The sequence below is a fragment of the Psychrobacter sp. S4(2024) genome, assembly GCF_036861305.1.
GTDB classification, from domain to species: Bacteria; Pseudomonadota; Gammaproteobacteria; order Pseudomonadales; family Moraxellaceae; genus Psychrobacter; species Psychrobacter cryohalolentis.
In genome coordinates, this window is sequence record NZ_JAZAQR010000003.1 from 317,202 (window position 1) to 339,268 (window position 22,067).

Below are 22,067 nucleotides of genomic sequence, written 5' to 3' on the forward strand. Positions count from 1 at the left end.
AAAGATTTAAAAGGTTTTATAGGAACAGATTATGTCATCAGCCCTTATGCCCGTCAAAACTCATATCGTCATTCCTGCACGTTTAAAAAGTACGCGTCTACCTAACAAGCCATTATTAACCATTCATGGCAAGCCCATGATAATTTGGGTGGCTGAAAAAGCACGATTGGCGGATTTTGCCGATGATATGTGTATTGCAACCGATGATGAATCGATTGCAAAAATTTGTCTAGATGCAGGTTTTGATGTGGTGATGACAAGCAGTGAACATGCTTCAGGCACGGACCGTTTGGCTGAAGTAGCTGCCATCAAAGGCTGGGCTGCCCATGATATAGTGGTTAATATGCAAGGTGACGAACCACTAGTACCGCCATTATTGTTAGAGCAAGTTAAAACATTATTGGTACAAGATGCAGAGAGCGTCATGGCCACTTTGTGTGAGCCAATCGAGGACTATGATACCTTTATGCGCCCATCCGTCGTTAAAGTGGTCAGTCAGAAGTCCAATGACCAACAGCGCGCACTTTATTTTAGTCGCGCGCCGATTCCTTGTAATCGTGACGTTGTATTAACCAGTGAGAATAATAAACAGCCGCCAAAAAATGCCTATCGTCATCTAGGCTTATATGCTTATCGTGTCAGTTTGCTACAGCAATTTGTTCACTGGTCACAAACGCCGCTTGAAATACTAGAAAGCTTAGAGCAATTACGTGTGTTGGAAAATGGTGGACATATCGCCATTGCTAAAGCTGCCTGCTCATTACCTGCAGGTGTCGATACGCAAGAAGATTTGGATCGTTTAAATGCCATGAGTTTGACAGATTTCCAAGATTATTAATGTAGAATAGCCTAAGCAATAAAAATACAGTTTCTATTAAAATAGTTTTAATTAAATTTTATAGCATTATTTTTATTCCAAATTACTCTTAGAAATTATGCTCTAACACAGATTTTTAATTGAAAGATATTAAGTGAGTGCCATGAGTGAGCTGACAAATATGACAGATGATATGTATTTTGCGCCACTATTGCCATGGCAATACGAACTTTGGTCGCAGCTGACAATGCGGGTACTAGCGCCGCAGCAATCTCTACCTCATGCGCTGTTAGCAGCTGGTATGCAAGGCATGGGCAAGCGCGCTTTTGTATGGCGATTGGTGGCATGGTTATTATGCCGCGCGCGTGATGAGCATCCACTCGGCGCTTGCGGTCATTGTGAGAGCTGTCAATGGCTTAGATCAGGTACGCATCCAAGCTTACAAGTGCTACCGCTAGTTAGCCTGCCAGTCAATGCTGATAGTAGCGCTCAAAAAGAAGCGTTAACTAATAGTACAAAAGATAAAAAATCTGCTAAGACAGCTAGTAACGCATCATTAAAAATAAAGGTGGATGATATTCGTGCCTTGCAGCCTTTTATTTATCAAGGCGGGCAGGGAATGCGTATTTGTGTATTAGATCATGCTGAGAAAATGACCATTGCCGCCGCCAATGCGCTACTTAAAACCTTGGAAGAACCCCAAGCCCAAGTCCATTTATTTCTGATTAGTGATGCCCCTGCGCAGCTGCTCCCAACGATTAGAAGCCGCGTTCAGCAATTGGCATTACAGACGATTGACCCTGCTGTCGCAGTGGACTATGTGACTAAAGCATTGGGCAGCAATGTTCATCGTGAAGCAGTTGGTACAGATGCCATTGAGCAGCTTATCCAGTTAGCAAATGGTGCGCCTTTAGCAGCTGTGGCACTGGCTCAGGCACCGTGGTATAGCAAGCGCGCGCTATGGCTGACAACATGGCAGGCATTACGTAGCGGTAAGCGCAGTAGCGTGGCGGCAAGTGATTATTGGCAAACCCAGCTTGGTATTGTCGAATTTATCCAGCTGTCTGAACTCATGATAATCGATATCCGCCGTGTTGGTTTGGGCTTTGAAGCGCAGCAAAAAGACATTAATTTTTTAATCAATTTAAATGATTATCAACCTATTGATAGTGGGTTAGAGGTGTTTGCGCATAGCTTACAACAGACAAAAATTGCGCTGCAACAAAACGTGCAAGAAAAATTCGCCTATGATAAGCTGATGCAAGATTTGGCTTGCTTGTAATAGACAACAAGGCTTAAAGATACTCTCGCATATCAGTGTATGCCACTAAACTTATTATCAGTATTTATACTCTAATACTATACAAGATAACCCTGTGTGAAAAAATACTGTAAACCTCATGGATAAAGGGAGCTGACTATGGCAATGCCAGGACGTGGTGGGATTTTAACCTGTCATATTGAAAACATAGATATGCTATATGCAAGCTATCTGTCCTTTGTTACCAATGGGGCATTGTTCGTGCCGTCTGATCGAGCGCAAAAACTGGGTGACGAAGTTTTTATTGCTGTTACTTTGCCCAATTCTAGCGAGCGTTTGCCTATGAACGGCAAGGTAGTTTGGATTAATTCTAAAGCTCAAAGTGGTCGACCAGTAGGTTTTGCAGTCCAAATGGGCACGGACATTACGGGATTAAGAATAAAGAACGAAGTTGAGCGTCTATTGGCAGGTAAGATCGACAGTTTGCAGGCTACTTATACTATGTAGTTTTAATATTTATGAGCAATATTTTTTAGATAGTGTGAATGCTAATAATTAGTAGCGCGGCGGCACATACATATCATCAGGAATAGGCTCGCGATAATATTCATCATCACGCTTACGATCAGGTAGCTCCACCTCATCGCGTGGCACTTCTTTATACGGAATTTGCTCAAGTAAATGGGCAATACAATTGAGCCTTGCACGTTTTTTATTATTGCCCTCAACCACCCACCAAGGCGCTTCAGGAATGTGCGTACGCTCAAACATCGTCTCTTTTGCTTTTGTATAATCTTCCCAGCGTCGCCGTGATTGCAAATCCATCGCTGACAGCTTCCACTGTTTCAGTGGGTCATGAATCCGGCTCATAAATCGAGAATGCTGTTCATCATCAGTAATTGAAAACCAATATTTTACCAAACGTATGCCCGAACGTACCAGCATACGCTCAAACTCTGGTACTGATTGAAAAAACTCTTCGTACTGCGCATCCGTACAAAACCCCATGACACGCTCGACGCCCACGCGGTTATACCAGCTACGATCGAATAAGACAATCTCGCCTGCAGCAGGTAAATGCGCCACATAACGCTGAAAATACCACTGTGATTGTTCACGTTCAGTAGGTGCAGGTAGCGCAGCCACTCGACAAACACGGGGGTTTAATCGTTGGGTGATACGTTTAATCGCCCCACCTTTACCCGCAGAATCACGTCCTTCGAATATCACCACAATGCGCTCACCGCGATCAACGACCCAATCTTGCAGTTTAATCAGCTCACGTTGTAAACGTACCAGCTCTTGAAAGTAGGTACGTCGATCTAACCGCTCTTGCTCACTCATCTCGCGACCATCAAACCGGAAATCGCGTACATAATCGTCTATTTCATTCTCAAGCTCTTCATCGTAACTGTCAATTAAGTCTTGATGCATCTTGCGTTTTAACTCATCGTTCAAAAGATCTTTATCCATACGCTCTATGAATGTCACTTGCTCAGGTGTGGTTAATTTACTGCGTTCTTGCTCGGTTAAAGATGTCGGGTCAATTATTAAGGGTTTTTTACCCATGATGCGCTCCTGATAAATATTTTTATTATGCCGTTACTATCTTATAGTCCATTAAATCCAAAAGTACGTCGATATAAGTGTCGTTTTTACAAATATCTTTATTCTGTTTTATACCCATCTTTACTTTAGCATAGCACGCTCAATTCTATGAGTAGAGTAAGCTTCATTATTGTGTTAATAAAGTAGCCAATATTTATTTAGATAAAAAAATACCCTCTAATCAATAGATTAAAGGGTATTTTTAAAACTGAGTCAGTCTAACACGTTATATTTACATATCACTATTTTTCTAAGATACAGGTCACACCTTGACCGCCAGCGGCGCAAATAGAGATAAGTGCACGACCTGAGCCTTTTTGATCTAATAGTTTGGCAGCAGTGGCTAGGATACGACCACCGGTTGCAGCAAATGGATGACCTGCAGCAAGTGATGAACCGTTGACGTTTAGCTTACTACGATCGATAGAGCCTAGTGGCGCATCAAGACCTAGACGCTCTTCACAGAACTTCTCGTCTTCCCATGCAGCAAGCGTTGATAATACTTGTGAAGCAAAAGCTTCATGGATTTCATAAAAATCGAAATCTTGTAGCGTCAAACCAGCACGCTCAAGCATACGCGGTACGGCATAGGCCGGTGCCATGAGCAAGCCTTCTGTATCACCAGATTTACCGATGAAATCAACAGCCGCTGTTTCTTGATGGACGATATAAGCCAATGGTTTTAGACCATGTGCTGCCGCCCACTCATCAGTACCCAATAGGATACAAGATGCGCCATCAGTCAATGGGGTAGAGTTAGCTGCAGTCATGGTTGGCTTGGCATTCTTCTTACCAAAAACAGGCTTGAGCTTAGCTAGCTTCTCTAAAGTGGTATCTGGACGCAAGTTGTTATCGCGGGTCAGACCTTTATATGGGGTAATTAAATCATCAAAGAAACCTTCGTCATAAGCGCGTGCTAGGTTTTGATGACTATTGAAGGCAAGCTCATCTTGCGCTTCACGGCTGATGTTCCATTCAAGCGTAGTGATCGCTTGATGGTCGCCCATAGATAAACCAGTACGTGGCTCACCATTTTGCGGCGTATCAAGTAAATCTTTCGGGTTTAGACCCATCAATGCTTTTAGGCGTTGTTTATTGTCTTTAGCTGCACCCAATTTAATCAATACTTTACGTAAGCCATCACCGACTGCGATAGGCGCATCAGAAGTAGTATCAACACCGCCAGTAATAGCTGAATCGATGATACCAAGCGCGATTTTATTGGCAGAAGCAAACGTCGCTTGCAAGCCAGTACCGCAAGCTTGAGAGATATCATACGTTGGGGTATGTGGGTTAAGTGCAGTATTTAATGTCGCTTCACGAGTCAAGTTGATATCGCGGCTCAGTTTCATAACTGCACCAGCAACGACTTCACCGATTTTTTCATCTTGTAAGTTAAAACGCTCGACCAAACCATCTAACGCAGCAGTGAGCATATCCGTGTTGCTAACATCAGCATATGAGCCGTTTGAGCGAGCAAATGGGATACGGTTGCCACCTAGGATAGCCACACGGTTCTGACCTGAGCTAAGCTTAGTCGTACTTGCTTTTTTAGCCACAGTATTTGTTTTCTTGGCAGGAGTCGCGTCAGCCTTTTTAGATGCTTCTTTTTTATCACTGTTACTTTTTGCCGCACTTTCTTTAGCTGCGTTATCATCTTTCGTAGCAGTGGTTTTACTATCTTTTGCTACGGTTTCTTTTTTAGCGCTATCAGCTTTTGGTTCTGCTGCTTTGGCATCTGTTTTTTTAGCATCAGTGATGTCTGATTTTACAGCAGTATCGGTGCTCTTAGCATCACTGGCTTTTACCACGGTGGTCTCAACAACAGGACTATCTGGGTGATTGCTTTTGTTACTCATAATATTATCCTTAAAAAATATGGGTAGAAATAGAAAAGGGAAGTTATCAAAAAAATATTTAAATAATAGAAGTCTTTATTCTAAAAACACCTAAAATACTTTAGATACGTATTACCATTTATTGCGATATATATTACACATTATTGTCATACAGCATAAGACGCTTTTTATAACCTTACTGTATATCTTTAGCAAACGATGTGACGCTTAACCATGGATATTGCAGTGTTTACAAGGATAAATACAAGCTTTATAAACTGGCTAGTACTGATTAAAAGCATTGCATAATCGTAGGTTTGATAATATATTGTTATCGATAAATGGATTTGCTATAACTTATAGGTCTTAGCTTAGCACAAACTAAAATCCTTTAACGGCAGAAAAATAGTCCATCTTGTATACTGGCTTGTCTACATATTGCTATGGACATTAGTGGTTTTTGGACTTATTCGGTATGAATGTGTATAGTTAAGACCGTTTCTAACCTATTTAATAAGTACTTATTATTTATAAATGATGATATTAATGCCGCTTTATACAGGTGTTTTTTATAATCAATGCACTTTAATAGCGCGCATTTCATCATAGATACATTTTATTCTTGTTTACTATTATTTTATTCATCAATTAAAGGATTATATTATGTCAGACCGTTATGGTGATTTTGTTCAGTCGTCTATTGGTAAAAAGGTTGCAAAGAATTTAGGCTTACCAATGCCAGTAGATCTTGACCGTTTTGATAGTGGTCAACCTTTGGTACGTGGCAGCGTGCTGGTTGGTCGTGCTAATGGTGGCGATAACGCAGTTAGTGCGTCAGTGGCTCGTATTTTGTCAGAGCTGCATACGGAAATCTTTGTAAATAGTGGTGATGACGTAAAAGATACCCTGTCGGATGCAGGCGTTAAAGCCAAAGCCAATACTGGCAGTGATGATAAGTTTAAAGTTTTATTGTTTGATGCCAGCAATATTAGCAGTGCTGAAGAGCTCAAACAAGTGTACGAGTTCTTTCATAGCGTTGCGCGCCGTGTCGAAAAATCAGGTCGAGTGATCGTCATTGGTCGTCCACCAGAAGCGTTGACTGATATCGAAGCCGCATTGGCGCAGCGTGCCCTTGAAGGTTTTGTAAAATCAGTTGGTAAAGAGTTTAAACGTGGTATTACCGCACAGCTTATCTATGTTGAAGCAGGCGCAGAGCAGAATTTAGACTCAACGCTACGTTTTTTTACGTCAGCGCGTTCAGCTTATGTGTCAGGACAGGTCGTACGTGTCAGTAATGGTTCTAATGTCGATGTCGATTGGAACCAACCACTAGGTGGCAAAACCATGCTAGTCACTGGCGCAAGTCGCGGTATCGGCGAAGCAATTGCCCGTGTATTGGCTCGTGAAGGGGCACATGTTATTTGTTTAGATGTACCACAGCAGCAAGCTGACTTGCAGAAAGTGGCAAATGAAATTAGTGGTTCGGCTTTGACAGTGGATATTACCAGTGCTGATGCTGGTAAAGAAATCGCAGAAGCTGCACAAAAACGGGGTGGTTTGGATTCAGTGATTCATAATGCTGGTATCACCCGCGATAAAACACTAGCAAATATGGATGATAAACAGTGGGATATGGTGCTCAATATCAATTTGGGCAGCATCGCTAAGCTTAACCGTTATTTACTAGATAACGATGTACTAAAAGATGCTGCACGTATCGTTTGTGTGTCTTCAATCTCAGGTATCGCTGGCAACTTGGGTCAAACCAACTATGCGACTTCAAAATCTGGTGTCATTGGTTTGGTCAATGCAACCGCCAAGCAGCTAGAAGACAATGCAAAAGGCATGACCATCAATGCAGTTGCGCCAGGATTTATCGAAACGCAAATGACTGAAGCGATTCCATTTGCTATCCGTGAAGCAGGTCGTCGTATGAACTCGATGAGTCAAGGCGGTTTACCAGTCGATGTTGCAGAAACCATCGCATGGTTTGCATCACCTGCCTCTGGTGGTCTAAATGGCAACGTTGTCCGCGTTTGCGGTCAAAGCTTATTAGGTGCATAATTGTTCTTATATCAGATGAAAATGCAGAGAATAACGAAGGCTATCTGAGCCATAAAGCTGGTCGCTGATTGCCTTTATTAAACAAGGTATTGACGTTACTTCACATATGCTTACGAAAAAACTGCTCATAAATTGTAATAAAGCTGCCCAAGGGTGGCTTTTTTATGATAAAAACAAAGTGACAATAAGCCAAATACCGTTGCGCCTATTTTAGGATTTCATCTTATATTTTAGTCATCGAACTCATAGCATATTAAATGCCATCAAAAAACTACTCAATCCCAACTTAGGATGTATTATGTCAGACAAACATTATGATGCGTTGCCCAAAGCGCATACTACTTATGCAAATATTGTCAAAAGCCTATTGCCTATCGGTAATAATGGTAAAGTCAGCCGCGATGAGTTGCCGCAAGCGACATATTTTGTAGATGATTTGCATATTGATCAAAGCAATCTAAATGATTATCGTAAAATTTGCGGCTTTGCAGACGATGGCAATGTGCCAATTACGTATTTTTCGGTGCTGTCACAGGCGTTACAGATGAATATGATGGTCAAAGAGCCATTTCCATTTGCTATGCTAGGACTGGTTCACGTCGATAACAGCGTGACCCAGTATCGTGCCATTAAGCAGAGTGAAACGGTTGCTATGTCAGTGATGTTTGATAATTTGCGTGACCATGCCCAAGGTCAGCAGTTTGATTTTGTCACCACGGTAAAAGCAGCAGACGAAATCATTTGGGAAGGCACGTCGACTTATCTATCACGCAGCAAAAAACCTGCCAGCAGTAAGGACAAAAAGAGTACGCCGCGTCCAGTAGCCGTTAAGCCATCAATCAATGAAGAGGGTGTTCACAGTATTTTTGAAGTGCCAGAAGATATCGGTCGCCGTTATGCGTTTGTCTCTGGTGATTTTAACCTGATACATTTGCATCCATTATCAGCACGTGCCTTTGGTTTTCCAAAAGCTATTGCTCATGGTATGTGGTCAAAAGCTAAGTGTTTGGCGATGATGGGCGAGCTGCCTGATGCTTGTACGGTTGAGGTGTCATTTAAGCTGCCTATTTTCTTACCATCTGAAGTAGAGCTTATCGCTGATCCACTTGTTCAGTTAGAAGGCGCAGAAGATACTTGCCAGTTTGGTTTGTTTAGTGCAAAAAATGACAAGCCGCATCTTGCTGGTGTGATTACCTTGCAGGATGAAGCGAAGTAAAATATAATTTTTATATCAAAAATCATTATTATTGAACACATTTATCCTTATGACTTTACATGAAAATTCAAAAAGCACCGAATACTCTGATCATTCAGCTGCGGTAGACGTAGACAAAGCAACAGTTGCTGATGCTAGCAGTGCCGACACTAGTAGCAACGATAATGGCATCCATCTTGCCACCATATTCGATCCATATTTTCGTCCTGATGAAAATACCATCGTATGCGGTGCGCTTGATGATGAAAAGGTGGCCGCATTGGCAGCAGCTGGAGTTGAGTTGGTTATTAACTTGCAGCCTGATGAAGAGCTGAAATTCGATGAAAGTACAGCTGTAGAGCAGGCAGGCATGCAATACGAGCATTTACCTATCAATGGCACTGCTGACTTGAAACAGCTTAAAATACTGGCGTTTGATAACATACTACGTCAGCATCATGGCAAAAAAATTGCCATGCATTGTGGCTCTGGCAATCGTGTTGGCGCTGCCATAGCCCTACGGGCTGGTTGGTTACGTGGACGTAAAATGGATACGGCTATGGAGCGTGGGCGTAGTCATGGTTTGACTAAACTTGCAGAAGAGGTTCATAATCGATTGCTAGTACCGCGTTAAATCATAAATATCCCTAACAATAAAAAAGGCGACCTTAGGGTTGCCTTTTTTATTGTGTGATACATTATAAAAATATTTTGGAGGATAGAGATTTTTTATCCTGATAAGATGTATGACAGGCTTTAAACTGAATAACTTCATAAATATAAAATAGAACAGGGCACTTATGAACAATAATAATGAAAGCATCTCTACAGCTACCCAGCAAAACGCTACCGCAGGTACATATACTGACAATCATATCCAACGTCGGCTTCAACAGTTGCTAACAGATTTGCAGCTTGATGATGCGCCGGCAGGAGGCGCATTAGTGGTTTATCAAGCTGGCAAATGTATCGCACAAGCAAGTGTGGGACTGGCACGTGCTGATTTATCATGGAATACAGATACTTTATCATTGAACTTTTCGACTGGCAAAGGCATCTTGGCGACACTGGTTCATGTATTGGTATCACAGAAAAAAATGGATTATGACCTACCGATTGCCCATTACTGGTCAGCATTTGGCGCGCAAAATAAAGAGAAAATCACTTTACGCAGCGTAATGTCGCATCAAGCCAATATTTTTTCGATTCAAAGTATTGACCTCGATAATGAAACCGTCCTTGATTGGAATATGACGCTAGAGAAAATTGCAGCAATGCCTGTGACTGCCCCTGAGCAGGCGGAATTATACGACAGTGCTTACAGTGCCTTGGTCTATGGTTGGGTGCTGGGCGGCGTGATAGAAGCCGTTACTGCGATGCCACTGGCTCAAGCGTTACGCCATTATCTAACAGAGCCATTAGGTATTGCCAACAGCTGCTACTTTGGTGTACCAGAAAATCAGGTCGACAAGGTTGCGCGATTGGTTAAAAACTTTGAGTCAGTAGAAGAAGTGTCAGAAAATGCACAAGAAAGCTCACAACCGCAGCCACGTTCCCGCCGTCATAAACCAGTTTTAAAACCAGATTCAGTAGATACCTTGCAAACTTATAGCGATTTACCGAGCTATGCCTGCTGGCAACAACAAGCAGCCAATCAGTATGCAATCCAATCAGTAACAGCTGATAGTGAAGAGCAGATAGGGAAAGTATTGCCAACATTGGATACGGCACAAATCAACCTTTTATACTTTGATAACAGTCAGCTGAATCTTAAAAACTATAAAGCAGCCCTGTTACTTGCGAGCAAAGAACCGATTGACTATTATCATCCGCAGACTTTACGAGCTACTATCCCTGCTGCCAATGGCGTCGCATCAGCACATGCACTGGCGACGATTTATGCGATGTTGGCTAATGGTGGTATGTGGCAAGGGAAAACACTCATTGATGAGGCAACTTTTAAGCAGCTATCAACGCCGCAAGTCACTGGTATGGATGCCGTTATGCCAGCCCATATGGATTGGCGCTTGGGTTATCATCGCCGCTTTAGTATTTGTAATAGCGATAATTTTGAGGTAAACACTCACGATACAAAATTTCATGCGCCACAAAGTTTTGGACATATGGGCTATAACGGCTCGGTTGCGTGGTGCGACCCCGAGCAGCAGCTATCGTTTGCCTTTGTCCATAATTTTGATGTGACCATGCTCAACGATATCCGCCAGTTTGCGCTGACGGAAGCAGTCTTGGATCTAATTAATACTGAAATTTAATCAGCGTTAGTGATTTATAAATAGCATTTTTTAGTTAAAGAAATACTGTTTATCTTATTATTGCGCTTTGTTTGGTGTCATTTTAAGCAACTGTTTTGCTGTTAAACCATGTATAAAAATAGACGCCAAAATCACAATTGAGCACACTATCCAAAGTTTAAGGGCATCTTCATCATTAAAAAACCCTTGGTTGAGTGCATAAGATAAATAGTACAGGGTACCGATGCCGCGGATACCTAGGGCTGATATGGCGTATTTTTCAGTGCGTGGTAGATTCAGCCCTGATAAGGCAATAAAGCCGCCAAGCGGACGAATCAATAATAAAAAAGTAAAGCTGACAATGTAGACGCGCCATGTTAGCTCAACGCCAGCTTGTAGACCTTGTCCAAGGAACATGCCAAAGATGACAAGCACCAGTGACATGAGTAAACCTTCTGATTGCTCAGCAAAATCATGCAATTTATGGTGGTAAGTGTGTTCAGATTCTGAACGACGGAACGCAAATGCCGCGACAAATACAGCAATAAAGCCATAACTATGGACGTATTCTGCCAATCCATATGCCACCAGAGTTAGGGCAATGACCACATAACCTTGAGACATAGTCGTCTCACGGCTATACTTTGAGAACACCAACTTTGCCATGACTTTGCCAACGAAGATGCCGACCAGTAACCCTGCGCCAATCTTCCACAATACATCATGGGTAAACCAAGACCACAGCATATCCCCCGTAAAACGCTCTCCTTCGCTATAGGCTTCTGCGATCTTAATCGCAAGATATACAAAAGGGAACGCTAGACCATCATTTAACCCTGCCTCTGAGGTTAAGGTAAAGCGTGGTGTATCTTCACCTCCAGTATTGGGCGGTCCAACTTGAATGCTAGAGGCCAATACCGGATCCGTTGGGGCAAGGACAGCGCCGAGTAAAATCGCAGCACCTATCGTCATACCAAAGGCATAGTAACCTAATACTGCCATCGCAAAGATACCGATGGGCATGGTAATCAGGAGTAGGCGCATCGTCGGACGCCATAATCGCCAAGACAGCTCAGTATCAATCTTGATACCCGCACCGACCAAAGAAACCAACACTACGATTTCAGTCAGTTTTTCGATAATCAGTCCATTATCGATAGGGTTCAAAAATGCCAAACTTGTCCAAAAATAGCCCATCATCAAACCAAAGCTTAATTGCAGCATGGGCAAGGAGATAGGCGTGCGTTTAAAGATAATCGGAAATAGCGCACCGAATACGAAGGCAATGCCGCAAACCAATAAGAATAAATTGTAATTTTCAATCATGAGGTTGGTGCACGCTGTTATATTTAATTTAAAGTTTAAAAAAGTCACACTTAGTAGCCGTTTATAATGACGGTAAAAACATCTAAATATCGCAAAAAATCGTTATCAGATAGTGATTAAATAGACAGATACGTTGTTTTTTGGTGAAAAAAAGCCTGCATTGCGCAGGCTTAATAAATTCAGTTCAAGAAGGGTACTTAAATATTATTGTCTAACGTTCAACTTGGCTGACGTCACGTACAGCGCCCGTATCGGCACTGGTGGTCATTGCAGCATAGGCACGTAAAGCAGGAGAGACATGACGCTCACGGCTAACGGGTTTCCAAGCATCACGTCCACGACTTTCCATTTCTTCGCGGCGAGCAGCTAACTCTTCATCACTGACCTGCATATTGATGGTGCGGTTTGGGATATCAATATGGATAGTATCGCCTTCTTGCACTAGGCCAATGGCGCCGCCTTCAGCGGCTTCTGGGCTGGCATGACCAATAGACAAGCCTGATGTCCCACCAGAGAAGCGACCATCTGTAAGCAGCGCACATTCTTTGCCTAGGCCTTTAGATTTTAGATAAGTCGTCGGGTAGAGCATCTCTTGCATACCAGGACCGCCTTTTGGACCCTCAAAACGGATGATAACTACATCGCCTGCGACGATTTGATCATCAAGCACCGCTGCTACTGCGTCATCTTGTGATTCAAAGATGCGTGCACGTCCGGTGAAAACCAAGATGCTGTCATCAACGCCGGCAGTTTTGACCACACAGCCACGCTCAGCAATGTTTCCGTATAGAACGGCAAGACCGCCATCAGTTGAATAAGCATGTTGGGCACTTCGGATACAGCCTGACTCTCGGTTCACATCCAGATTTGACCATTCTTTTGATTGTGAGAAAGCCTCAGTCGTCCGTACGCCACCAGGGGCTGCAATATAGCGTGCACGTGCTTCAAGATTGTCAGGATTCATAATATCCCATTTATCAATCGCTTCTTTCATCGTGGCACTATGGATAGTTGGCAAATCGGTATGCAGCAAACCAGCACGGTCAAGCTCGGCCAATAGCGCAAAGACACCACCAGCACGATGCACATCTTCCATATGATACTTTTGTGAAGCAGGGGCAACTTTAGCCAAACAAGGGACGCCACGACTTAAACGGTCAATATCGTGCATTTTGAAGTCGACTTCGGCTTCATGTGCAGCAGCAAGCAAATGCAAAATAGTATTGGTAGAGCCGCCCATGGCGATGTCTAAAGTCATGGCATTTTCAAACGCGGCTTTAGTAGCGATAGAGCGCGGTAGGACTGAATCATCATCTTGCTCATAGCGACGTTTGGCTAGTGACACGATGGTACGACCAGCTTCTAGGAATAGCTCGCGACGTAGCGAATGGGTTGCTAATAATGATCCATTACCCGGTAATGCCAATCCTAATGCTTCGGTCAAGCAATTCATCGAGTTGGCAGTGAACATGCCAGAGCACGACCCACAAGTCGGGCACGCTGAGGCTTCAATAGCAGCGACATCTTCATCACTAATGCTATCATCGGCCGCGTCCATCATCGCATCGACGAGGTCAAGCTTACGAATGGCATTACCTTTACTGTCAGTGCTATGGACGTCGCTACTACCATCATTATTATGACTGTGTGCGACCGTGCTGGCGATAATTTTACCCGCTTCCATTGGGCCACCTGAAATAAAGACGACGGGAATATTGAGGCGCATGGCTGCCATCAACATACCCGGAGTGATTTTATCGCAGTTAGAAATACATACTAGCGCATCGGCGCAGTGGGCATTGACCATATACTCGACAGAATCAGCAATTAAATCTCGACTCGGTAGTGAATACAACATACCGCTATGACCCATGGCAATACCGTCATCGACGGCAATGGTGTTGAACTCTTTTGCCACGCCACCGGCTTTTTCAATCTCGCGTGCAACCATTTGTCCCAAATCTTTTAAATGCACATGGCCGGGTACAAACTGGGTAAAAGAGTTGGCAATGGCAATAATAGGTTTGCCAAAGTCGCCATCAGTCATGCCAGTTGCGCGCCATAGAGCACGAGCACCTGCCATATTACGACCGCCGGTAGAGGTTTTTGAATTGTAATCCATGTGGTATTCCTTACAAATGAGCGAGATTTATTAATATGTGCAGCATCCGCTGCAATGTTGATAGTGTGCTTTTTATACCGGGAGAGTACTAGTGAATAATACTAAGTCGTTACCATACCATTAGATATGAGTAACTGAAAATAATTAACCTATAACAAACAAGACTTAAGGGTCAATCATTTATGCAAGCCGCTCCAAAATAGCGGTTTCAAACCAAGGGAGCTCATCTTTATCTGCTTCTAGCTTGGCAATGACGACTAAGGCGTGAGTCGCTGGTAGGTATTGATACTCCATATTGGCTTCTATCGTCAACGGCAGCGGTTTATTGGTCTCTGTATCAATGCTCTGTTCGTCAATACTAATTAGCGCTTGTTTGTTGTTTTTATACAGGATATCAATACGACCAAAAAACTGCCATTCTTTAAAGGCTGCAATGATAGCATCATCTTTATTTTTAGTATAAATCTGCTGCGTCTCTTTACCCGTATTGGTCCAATGCAAACGGACAGCGAGTTGTAATGCTTCACTAAATACCACCAATGAGCCAATCACCTTGACATGCCACGGATTGGATATGAGTGCTTCATCGATACCAATTAGCTTGGCAGCTTCTTGCGCTGTCATCGGTGTATTAAATTGTGCCAGTAGCTTTGGGGTTAAAGGATAGGTCTGCTTAACGACATCGTCCAAACTGTCATAATGATATAAAAATGGCAGCGGTAAGTCTTGAGTGATGGTCTTTTGACTGATTTTACAGTTATGAATACGCCAACTGATGGCTTTATCAGTCAATGCTTGCGCTAATATAATGGCATTTGGGTCAGTAGCTGGAGGGTTATTTGCCCCAAGCGTTTGCTCATGCTCATCATTGTTTATGGTAGCGTCATTGATAGATTGCGTATGAGCGTCAGTATTATTAGATAATTGAGTTGGCAAGGCAGTCAAATCCATCATGGTAAGGTCATCGAGAGAGTAGATTAATATAACATTTATCGCGCATGACTCGTCAATAATTTAATCATCAACGAGAGCAGCAAGTTAGTTCATGAAGATCAATCAGTGATTATCTGATACTTGTACTTAAGTGAGATTTCGTCCACTATATTTAATGGTGTAAGTATTCGTTTAATACTCGCTATCCAATCAATACTAACTTTGATTCAATAATAATACAGGTTAAAGGAATAAGATAATGAGCCAAGCCAATCCGCAAACTACTTATAAAGACGATAATATTTTTGCCAAAATGCTCGATGGCGATATCCCTTATCATAAAGTTTATGAAGATGATAAGACTCTTGCTTTTATGGATATCATGCCACAAGCAAAGGGGCATGTTTTGGTCATTCCTAAGCAAAAAGCGGTGGACTTAGCTGATCTTGAACCTGAATATGCGGCAGCTGTGTTGATGACGGCTAAAAAAGTTATGGAAGCCCAGCGTCAGGTATTTAATCGTGAAGGCATTATCCAAATGCAGCTAAATGGTGCAGAAGCGGGGCAAACGGTTTTTCATTATCATGTGCACCTGATTCCTTCTAGTATTCATGAGCTTGGTCGCCATGCCGTCACACAAGCAGATCACGCCGAGCTTGCAAAAACAGCTGAACAACTGGCAGCGATTATTGCTGCGTAATTTTAAAAACGTCTATCGTTGTTCTGAGTTAAAAGAACAGATAGTACTTACTCTTTAGATAATAATAAAAGGGCAACTAACAAGTTGCCTTTTTTGTTTTTAGGTAATAGTGCTGTAACAATAGTTCAAGTAATGTGACAAATGGGCAGCAATACTGGGGTTAGTAATCGGTTTGTGGTAAACATTAAGTCTACTTGATCGTTAATATAAGAATCTGCTTATGAAGAACAAATCCTCCCGTTCCACTATTCTTTTGCCCGTCTTCGTGCCGGCAGCAGCCATTATGCTGCTATTAGTGATTGGTACTGCCATTAATCCTGAGTCTGCTGGGGAACTATTTAGCACCGTTCTGAATTTTACCACTGAGACTTTCGGCTGGTTCTATATGCTAGCAGTCGCCATATTTTTGATGTTTATTATTGTCTTGGCGTTTTCGTCTTATGGCAGTATTAAACTGGGACCAGATCATGCTCAGGCTGAGTATAATTTTCTTGAGTGGTTTGCCATGCTATTTTCAGCAGGGTACGGGATTGCTTTATTATTTTACGGCGTAGCAGAGCCAGTCATACACTTTGCCAGTCCGCCACTCTCAACGCCACAGACTATTGAGGCTGCCAAAGAAGCGATGCAAATTGCCTATTTTCACTGGGGTTTTCATATTTGGGCGATTTATGGTGTGGTAGGTTTGTCGCTGGCATATTTCTCTTTTCGTCATGGCTTGCCCTTGTCAATGCGCTCAACACTATATCCACTCATTGGTGATAAAATTTATGGTCCGATTGGACATACTGTTGATGTGTTTGCCATTGTGGGCACGATGTTCGGTATTGCGACCAGTTTGGGGATTTCTGTATCACAGATCAATGCCGGGTTAAATTATCTATTACCAAATACGATACCTGTTAGTATTACAGTTCAGGTGATTATCATTGCGCTGGTGACACTAGCAGCTTTGGCATCTGTTCTCGCTGGCATGGATAAAGGGGTAAAGCGACTCTCAATTTTGAACATGATGTTAGCAACGGGACTGATGCTGTTTGTTTTTATCGTGGGTCCCACCATCTTTATTCTAAACGCTTTTATGGAAAACACGGGCAGCTATTTAGGCAATATCGTTGAGCGTACTTTTAGTTTACAAGCTTATCAATCGAGTGATTGGATCGGCAGTTGGACACTCTTTATCTTTGCATGGACGATTGCTTGGGCACCCTTTGTCGGATTGTTTATTGCCAAGATTAGTCGGGGTCGTACTATCCGTGAATTCGTATTGGGCGTGATGTTAGTACCAACCTTCTTTACATTCTTTTGGTTCGCGGTTTTTGGTGATACAGCGCTCCATATGATTATGGTTGATGGCTACGATGCACTCATTACTGAAGTGCAGAACAACCAAGCAATTGCGTTATTTAAATTATTAGAGAACTTGCCTTTTACTCAGATAGTGTCGTCATTAACAGTACTATTAATTATTACCTTTTTTGTGACCTCATCGGATTCAGGGTCGTTGGTGATTGACTCTCTTGCAGCGGGTGGACGTAGTGATACGCCATGGTGGCAACGTACTTTTTGGGTAGTGACTGAAGGGGCAGTTGCCGCGGCTTTACTGGTAGCTGGTGGACTGACAGCATTGCAGACTGCCGCTATTGTCAGCGCCTTACCCTTTGCCGTTATTATATTAATTTCGATATTTGGCATGTGGCGAGCGCTACGTATTGAAGGTCATCGTAACCAGAGTTTAGGTAACGATAACCATTTGCCGCCGCATCTACTGAAACTAGAGGCTTGGCGCGAGCGTATTGATTATATGACTGAGCAGCCAACACGCGATAAAGTACTTAGTTATATCAGAGGAACGATTTTATCTTCTATGAACGAAGTGGCTGAGAAGTTCGCTGATACAGGTTGGTTACCTGATGTGAATTATGATGAGATCAATAACCGCGCTGTATTAGAATTGAGAAGTGGCGATAATGTGGAGTTCTGGTACGAGGTTCGCTTATCAGAGCATGATATTCCTGATTATTATACGGAAGATATGGCAAAAAAATTGCCGCAAGAGCACCATTACCGTGCTGAAGTGTATTTGCGCCGTGGTGGTCAGACCTATGATTTATATGGTTATGAATCAGTGTCGATTATTAATGACATTATCGATCAGTTTGAGAAATATCTACACTTTGTCAATGTCTCACCAGATATTTTACCGTGGCGTATGCAAGAGCATGATGAAGATATAACGCTTGAGCAGGGCAGTGTGTTTGATAAATAGGTATATTAAACAGGACATTCAATGTTGATAAACTTTATGAGCTGAGCAAATGATTACGTAATCCCTTGCAATATGCGCACGAATCCTTAGAATAACGGCTTGTTTTCATTGCCAATCAAGCCGTTTTTTATGTCTATTGATTCTCCAGTTTTACTTTCGTCTAATCCTACCTCAGACCATCCTTTATTGCAGCCACTCGTGATTGGCGGCTTGACGATTGAGAACCGTTTGATAGTTGCACCGATGGCTGGCGTGACAGACAATCCTTTTCGCAGATTGTGCAAATCTTTTGGTGCAGGTCATGCAGTCAGTGAAATGATTATCGCTGATACGGCATTGTATGCGCGCAAAAAATCGCTCTATCGTGCCAATTTTGATAATGAAATCGCGCCTATTTCGGCACAAATTGCTGGAGCTGAACCTGATAAATTGGCAGAAGCGGCGCGTTATCAGATTGATAATGGTGCACAAATTATTGATATTAATATGGGCTGCCCTGCCAAAAAGGTTTGTCGTAAATTGGCAGGCTCTGCACTATTGCAAGATGAAGACTTGGTTGCTCGATTGCTAGATGCTGCGGTGAATGCCGTCGATGCGCCCGTTACTTTAAAAACGCGCTTGGGCTATGAGAATGGACGTGAAAATATTTTGCGCGTTGCAAAGCGAGCAGAGCAAGCGGGTATAGCTGCTATTGCCATCCATGGACGCACGCGTGAAGATATGTATACCGGAGAGGCGCGTTATGAGCTGATACGTGAGGTCAAAGAAAGTATTAGCATTCCAGTCATCGCAAATGGCGATATAGACAGCGCGCAAAAAGCGCAGCGTGTTTATGAGCTAACCGGCTGCGATGCGGTGATGATTGGACGCGCTGCCCAAGGACAACCATGGATATTTCGCGATATCGAGCATTTTTTGCGCACAGGTGAGACGCTGGCATCGCCCAGTGTTAGCGAGATAAAAGAAATTGTACTGACACATTTAGAAGAGCTATACGGTTTTTATGGTGAATACTCAGGCTGCCGTATTGCTCGCAAGCACATTGCTTGGTATACCACCGGTATTCCGAACTCTAACGCCTTTAGGCAAGCCATGTATGGTGAGGAAAGTACCGCCGGACAGTTCCGTGTGGTAGAGGATTTTTTGAATGCTCATGAATAAACAATGAAGAGCATATGTCGAGCACAAAGTGATCCATACTTCATCTAGTAAGAATGTCTATCCAGTTAAACTGGCTTTATTGCTTATTTATTTCCTTTAACCTATATTTCTTTGTTATGATTTAGGTAAATATTAACGGAAGTCTAATTTTTAAAAGGATGTTTCATGGCTAACCCTTCAAAAAAAGCAATCGGTAAAGCAGTTCAAGACAAAAATATTATTATAACGGGGGCATCAAGCGGTATTGGTGAGCGTACTGCTTTTTTGCTTAGTGAATGCGGTGCTCATGTCATTTTGTTGGCACGTACTGAAGAGAAGCTAAAAGCGGTTAAAGAAAGTATCGAAGAGCTTGGTGGTAAGGCAAGTTATTATCCTTGTGATTTGACCAATATGGATGCCATTGAAAAAGTTAGCACGCAAATTTTGGCGGACTTTGGTCACGTTGATGTCTTGGTAAATAATGCCGGTCGCTCGATACGACGCTCGGTTCACGAATCCACTGAACGTTTCCATGATTTTGAGCGTACCATGGATATTAATTACTTTGGCGCAGTCAAAATCATTCTTGGGTTTTTGCCGACGATGATTGAACGTCAAACGGGTCAAATTGTGAATATTTCATCAATTGGTGTATTGGCAAACAGTCCGCGTTTTGCCGCGTATGTCGCCTCAAAATCGGCCTTGGATGCCTTTAGCCGTTGTCTAGCTGCAGAAGTCAAAGGCGATAATGTGACGATAACCAATATCTTTATGCCATTGGTACGCACGCCGATGATTGAGCCAACTAAGCTTTATCGTTATATGCCAGCGCTTATGCCAGATGAGGCCGCAATGATGGTCGCCAAAGCGATCGTTCATAAACCAAACAGTATTGCCAGCAACATGGGCAAGTTTGCGTCGGCTACTTATTCATTAGCACCAGCGATTAACGTTGGTATTCAATCGATGGGTTATCGCATTTTCCCGAGCACTCGCGCCGCTCAAACCACCGATAAAAAACCAAACCTTGCTCAACGTGCCTTTGCCAGAATCTTACCGGGTGAGCATCACTAGATTGTATTTATTATGTATAACCAAAAAAGGATACTTCGGTATCCTTTTTTAGTGCCTTAAAAGCATTGATAATGATACAGACGGGTAGGCAGCAGTGGATTTCTATTTAACATAAGGCTCGTTATGGGAAGAAGGACGGTTTTTCCTAATGAGAACTTAAGCCTTTTGTTACAAGAGATATGTTGATGAACTAACTCATTAAAAAAATGCAGATGTGCTCTTAAGCATATACGTAATGGAAATTAAGACATGCATCATGACTATCTTAATTCCTATTACTGTAAGCTTTATTCCTTGCTTCAATTCTTAGTATTTAGAAAATATTAGAGGGACTTGATATATGTAGTACCAACTTGGCATCAAGCGCTTACCAAGTTAGTACTATATTGATTTATATCTGCGCCTGCGGATTATTTTTGGCATAACGCCATGACATCAATCCAGTAATAATTAGCACTACTGCAATAAAGCCTAAAGAAGCTGCTATTGGAACGTGATAAAGATCAAGTAGAAGCATTTTTATACCAATAAATGTCATTATCACGCCTAGCCCATATGGTAAGTAGTGCATTGTGGCTGCTGCGCCTGCTAATAGGAAGAACATAGCACGCAGACCTAAAATAGCGAATAAGTTAGCACTTAATACAATGAATGGGTCGGTGGTAATGGCAAAAATAGCAGGAATAGAATCAACTGCAAAAATAACATCAGAGATTTCGACTAAAATTAATACTACCAACATGGGTGTCGCCCACAATAGACCGTTTTCACGCACTAAAAACTTTTCGCCTCGTAGCGTGGACGTAATGCGCATGTGTCTACGTAGCCATTTTAATAGCTTCATTTCCTCAAGGTCGACAGGTTCGTCATGGCCACCTTTTAAAAACTTATAGCCGGTATAAACCAAAAACGCACCAAATATATAAAGTATCCATGAAAACTCTTGAATGAGCCATGCGCCGGCAAGAAGAAAAAGAGTACTTAAAACAATAGCTCCGATCACGCCATATAATAGGATACGACGCTGTAATGCAGGTGGAACAGCAAACGCGCCAAAAATCATGAGCCAGACAAACACGTTATCAATCGCTAGTGATTTTTCGATTAAATAACCAGTCACAAACTCTAAAGTTTTTTGGTTAGCAACTGCTGTACCCAAATTTGCATTTAAATACCACCATAATCCGCCTGCGAATAAAGCAGATACACTGACCCAAGCGATACTCCATACCGCAGCCAATTTAATAGAAACAGGTTGGTTCTCTTGTACTGCGTTTACATCAGAACTCTCTGGCGTATGTTTGTGCTTAAAACCTAAAAAGTCGATCAGTAACATGACTGCGACTATTACAAAAAAAATGGCATATAGCCAAGGGGTGCCGATGGTTTCCACAATGTTCCTCAAGTATAATAATAGGGGTCGCTATGATATTTAGCTGCAATTGATATGCCGTTATATCAGTGCCAA

General features: G+C 42.5%; 17 protein-coding genes. 11 read left to right on the plus strand and 6 right to left on the minus strand.

Going from position 1 to position 22,067, the window contains the following annotated elements; all coding sequences use genetic code 11:
- Positions 1–31: 31 nt before the first annotated feature.
- The 3 genes from kdsB to VLA57_RS09270 all read left to right on the plus strand — a co-directional run bounded on the left by kdsB (position 32) and on the right by VLA57_RS09270 (position 2,585).
- Positions 32–838, plus strand: coding sequence for a 3-deoxy-manno-octulosonate cytidylyltransferase (kdsB, locus tag VLA57_RS09260; protein ID WP_133104156.1), 807 nt, complete (start codon positions 32–34; stop codon positions 836–838).
- Between the two features lie 142 nt (positions 839–980).
- Positions 981–2,099: a DNA polymerase III subunit delta' gene (locus tag VLA57_RS09265; protein ID WP_133104157.1), complete on the plus strand. Its 1,119-nt coding sequence runs from the start codon at positions 981–983 to the stop codon at positions 2,097–2,099.
- 138 nt (positions 2,100–2,237) lie between these two features.
- Entirely contained in the window at positions 2,238–2,585 is a 348-nt protein-coding gene (locus tag VLA57_RS09270; protein WP_011513403.1) for a PilZ domain-containing protein, read from the plus strand.
- A gap of 48 nt (positions 2,586–2,633) precedes the next feature.
- Here the strand turns inward: VLA57_RS09270 and ppk2 are convergent, their stop codons facing one another.
- Entirely contained in the window at positions 2,634–3,647 is a 1,014-nt protein-coding gene (gene ppk2 / locus VLA57_RS09275) for a polyphosphate kinase 2 (protein ID WP_011513404.1), read from the minus strand.
- A gap of 281 nt (positions 3,648–3,928) precedes the next feature.
- Positions 3,929–5,545, minus strand: coding sequence for an acetyl-CoA C-acetyltransferase (locus VLA57_RS09280; RefSeq protein ID WP_133104158.1), 1,617 nt, complete (start codon positions 5,543–5,545; stop codon positions 3,929–3,931).
- 642 nt (positions 5,546–6,187) lie between these two features.
- Between VLA57_RS09280 and VLA57_RS09285 the strand changes: the two genes are divergently transcribed.
- From VLA57_RS09285 to VLA57_RS09300, 4 genes are all read left to right on the plus strand, one after another.
- Complete coding sequence (locus VLA57_RS09285; RefSeq protein ID WP_133104159.1) at positions 6,188–7,588, plus strand: 3-oxoacyl-ACP reductase; 1,401 nt, start codon at positions 6,188–6,190, stop codon at positions 7,586–7,588.
- Between the two features lie 298 nt (positions 7,589–7,886).
- Complete coding sequence (locus VLA57_RS09290) at positions 7,887–8,804, plus strand: MaoC family dehydratase (RefSeq protein ID WP_133104160.1); 918 nt, start codon at positions 7,887–7,889, stop codon at positions 8,802–8,804.
- A 49-nt stretch (positions 8,805–8,853) separates the two neighbouring features.
- On the plus strand, positions 8,854–9,417 hold the full coding sequence (locus tag VLA57_RS09295; RefSeq protein ID WP_133104161.1) for a beta-lactamase hydrolase domain-containing protein: 564 nt from the start codon (positions 8,854–8,856) through the stop codon (positions 9,415–9,417).
- 166 nt (positions 9,418–9,583) lie between these two features.
- Complete coding sequence (locus VLA57_RS09300; RefSeq protein ID WP_133104162.1) at positions 9,584–11,056, plus strand: serine hydrolase domain-containing protein; 1,473 nt, start codon at positions 9,584–9,586, stop codon at positions 11,054–11,056.
- Between the two features lie 57 nt (positions 11,057–11,113).
- On the opposite strand, the gene VLA57_RS09305 is transcribed toward VLA57_RS09300, so the two are convergent.
- The 3 genes from VLA57_RS09305 to VLA57_RS09315 form a co-directional block, all read right to left on the minus strand.
- Positions 11,114–12,361: a cation:proton antiporter gene (locus VLA57_RS09305; RefSeq protein ID WP_011513410.1), complete on the minus strand. Its 1,248-nt coding sequence runs from the start codon at positions 12,359–12,361 to the stop codon at positions 11,114–11,116.
- A gap of 211 nt (positions 12,362–12,572) precedes the next feature.
- Positions 12,573–14,483 (minus strand): dihydroxy-acid dehydratase, encoded by a 1,911-nt coding sequence (gene ilvD / locus VLA57_RS09310; RefSeq protein WP_011513411.1) that lies wholly within the window; start codon positions 14,481–14,483, stop codon positions 12,573–12,575.
- A 180-nt stretch (positions 14,484–14,663) separates the two neighbouring features.
- Positions 14,664–15,437, minus strand: coding sequence for a hypothetical protein (locus tag VLA57_RS09315; RefSeq protein WP_133104163.1), 774 nt, complete (start codon positions 15,435–15,437; stop codon positions 14,664–14,666).
- A gap of 238 nt (positions 15,438–15,675) precedes the next feature.
- Here VLA57_RS09315 and VLA57_RS09320 point away from each other — a divergent pair, with 238 nt between their 5' ends.
- The 4 genes from VLA57_RS09320 to VLA57_RS09335 all read left to right on the plus strand — a co-directional run bounded on the left by VLA57_RS09320 (position 15,676) and on the right by VLA57_RS09335 (position 20,599).
- A complete protein-coding gene (locus VLA57_RS09320) occupies positions 15,676–16,116 on the plus strand; it encodes an HIT family protein (RefSeq protein ID WP_133104164.1) in 441 nt (146 codons plus the stop codon).
- A 220-nt stretch (positions 16,117–16,336) separates the two neighbouring features.
- The gene (locus VLA57_RS09325) at positions 16,337–18,385 is read left to right on the plus strand and encodes a BCCT family transporter (RefSeq protein WP_133104165.1); all 2,049 of its coding nucleotides are present in this window, start codon (positions 16,337–16,339) and stop codon (positions 18,383–18,385) included.
- Positions 18,386–18,514: 129 nt separating this feature from the next.
- Positions 18,515–19,546: a tRNA dihydrouridine synthase DusB gene (gene dusB, locus VLA57_RS09330; protein ID WP_133104166.1), complete on the plus strand. Its 1,032-nt coding sequence runs from the start codon at positions 18,515–18,517 to the stop codon at positions 19,544–19,546.
- A gap of 165 nt (positions 19,547–19,711) precedes the next feature.
- Positions 19,712–20,599 carry an SDR family NAD(P)-dependent oxidoreductase gene (locus tag VLA57_RS09335; protein WP_020443284.1) on the plus strand — a complete coding sequence of 296 codons (888 nt, stop codon included), beginning with the start codon at positions 19,712–19,714 and terminating at the stop codon, positions 20,597–20,599.
- A gap of 391 nt (positions 20,600–20,990) precedes the next feature.
- Here the strand turns inward: VLA57_RS09335 and VLA57_RS09340 are convergent, their stop codons facing one another.
- A complete protein-coding gene (locus VLA57_RS09340; RefSeq protein WP_333954835.1) occupies positions 20,991–21,992 on the minus strand; it encodes a TerC family protein in 1,002 nt (333 codons plus the stop codon).
- Between the last annotated feature and the right edge of the window lie 75 nt (positions 21,993–22,067).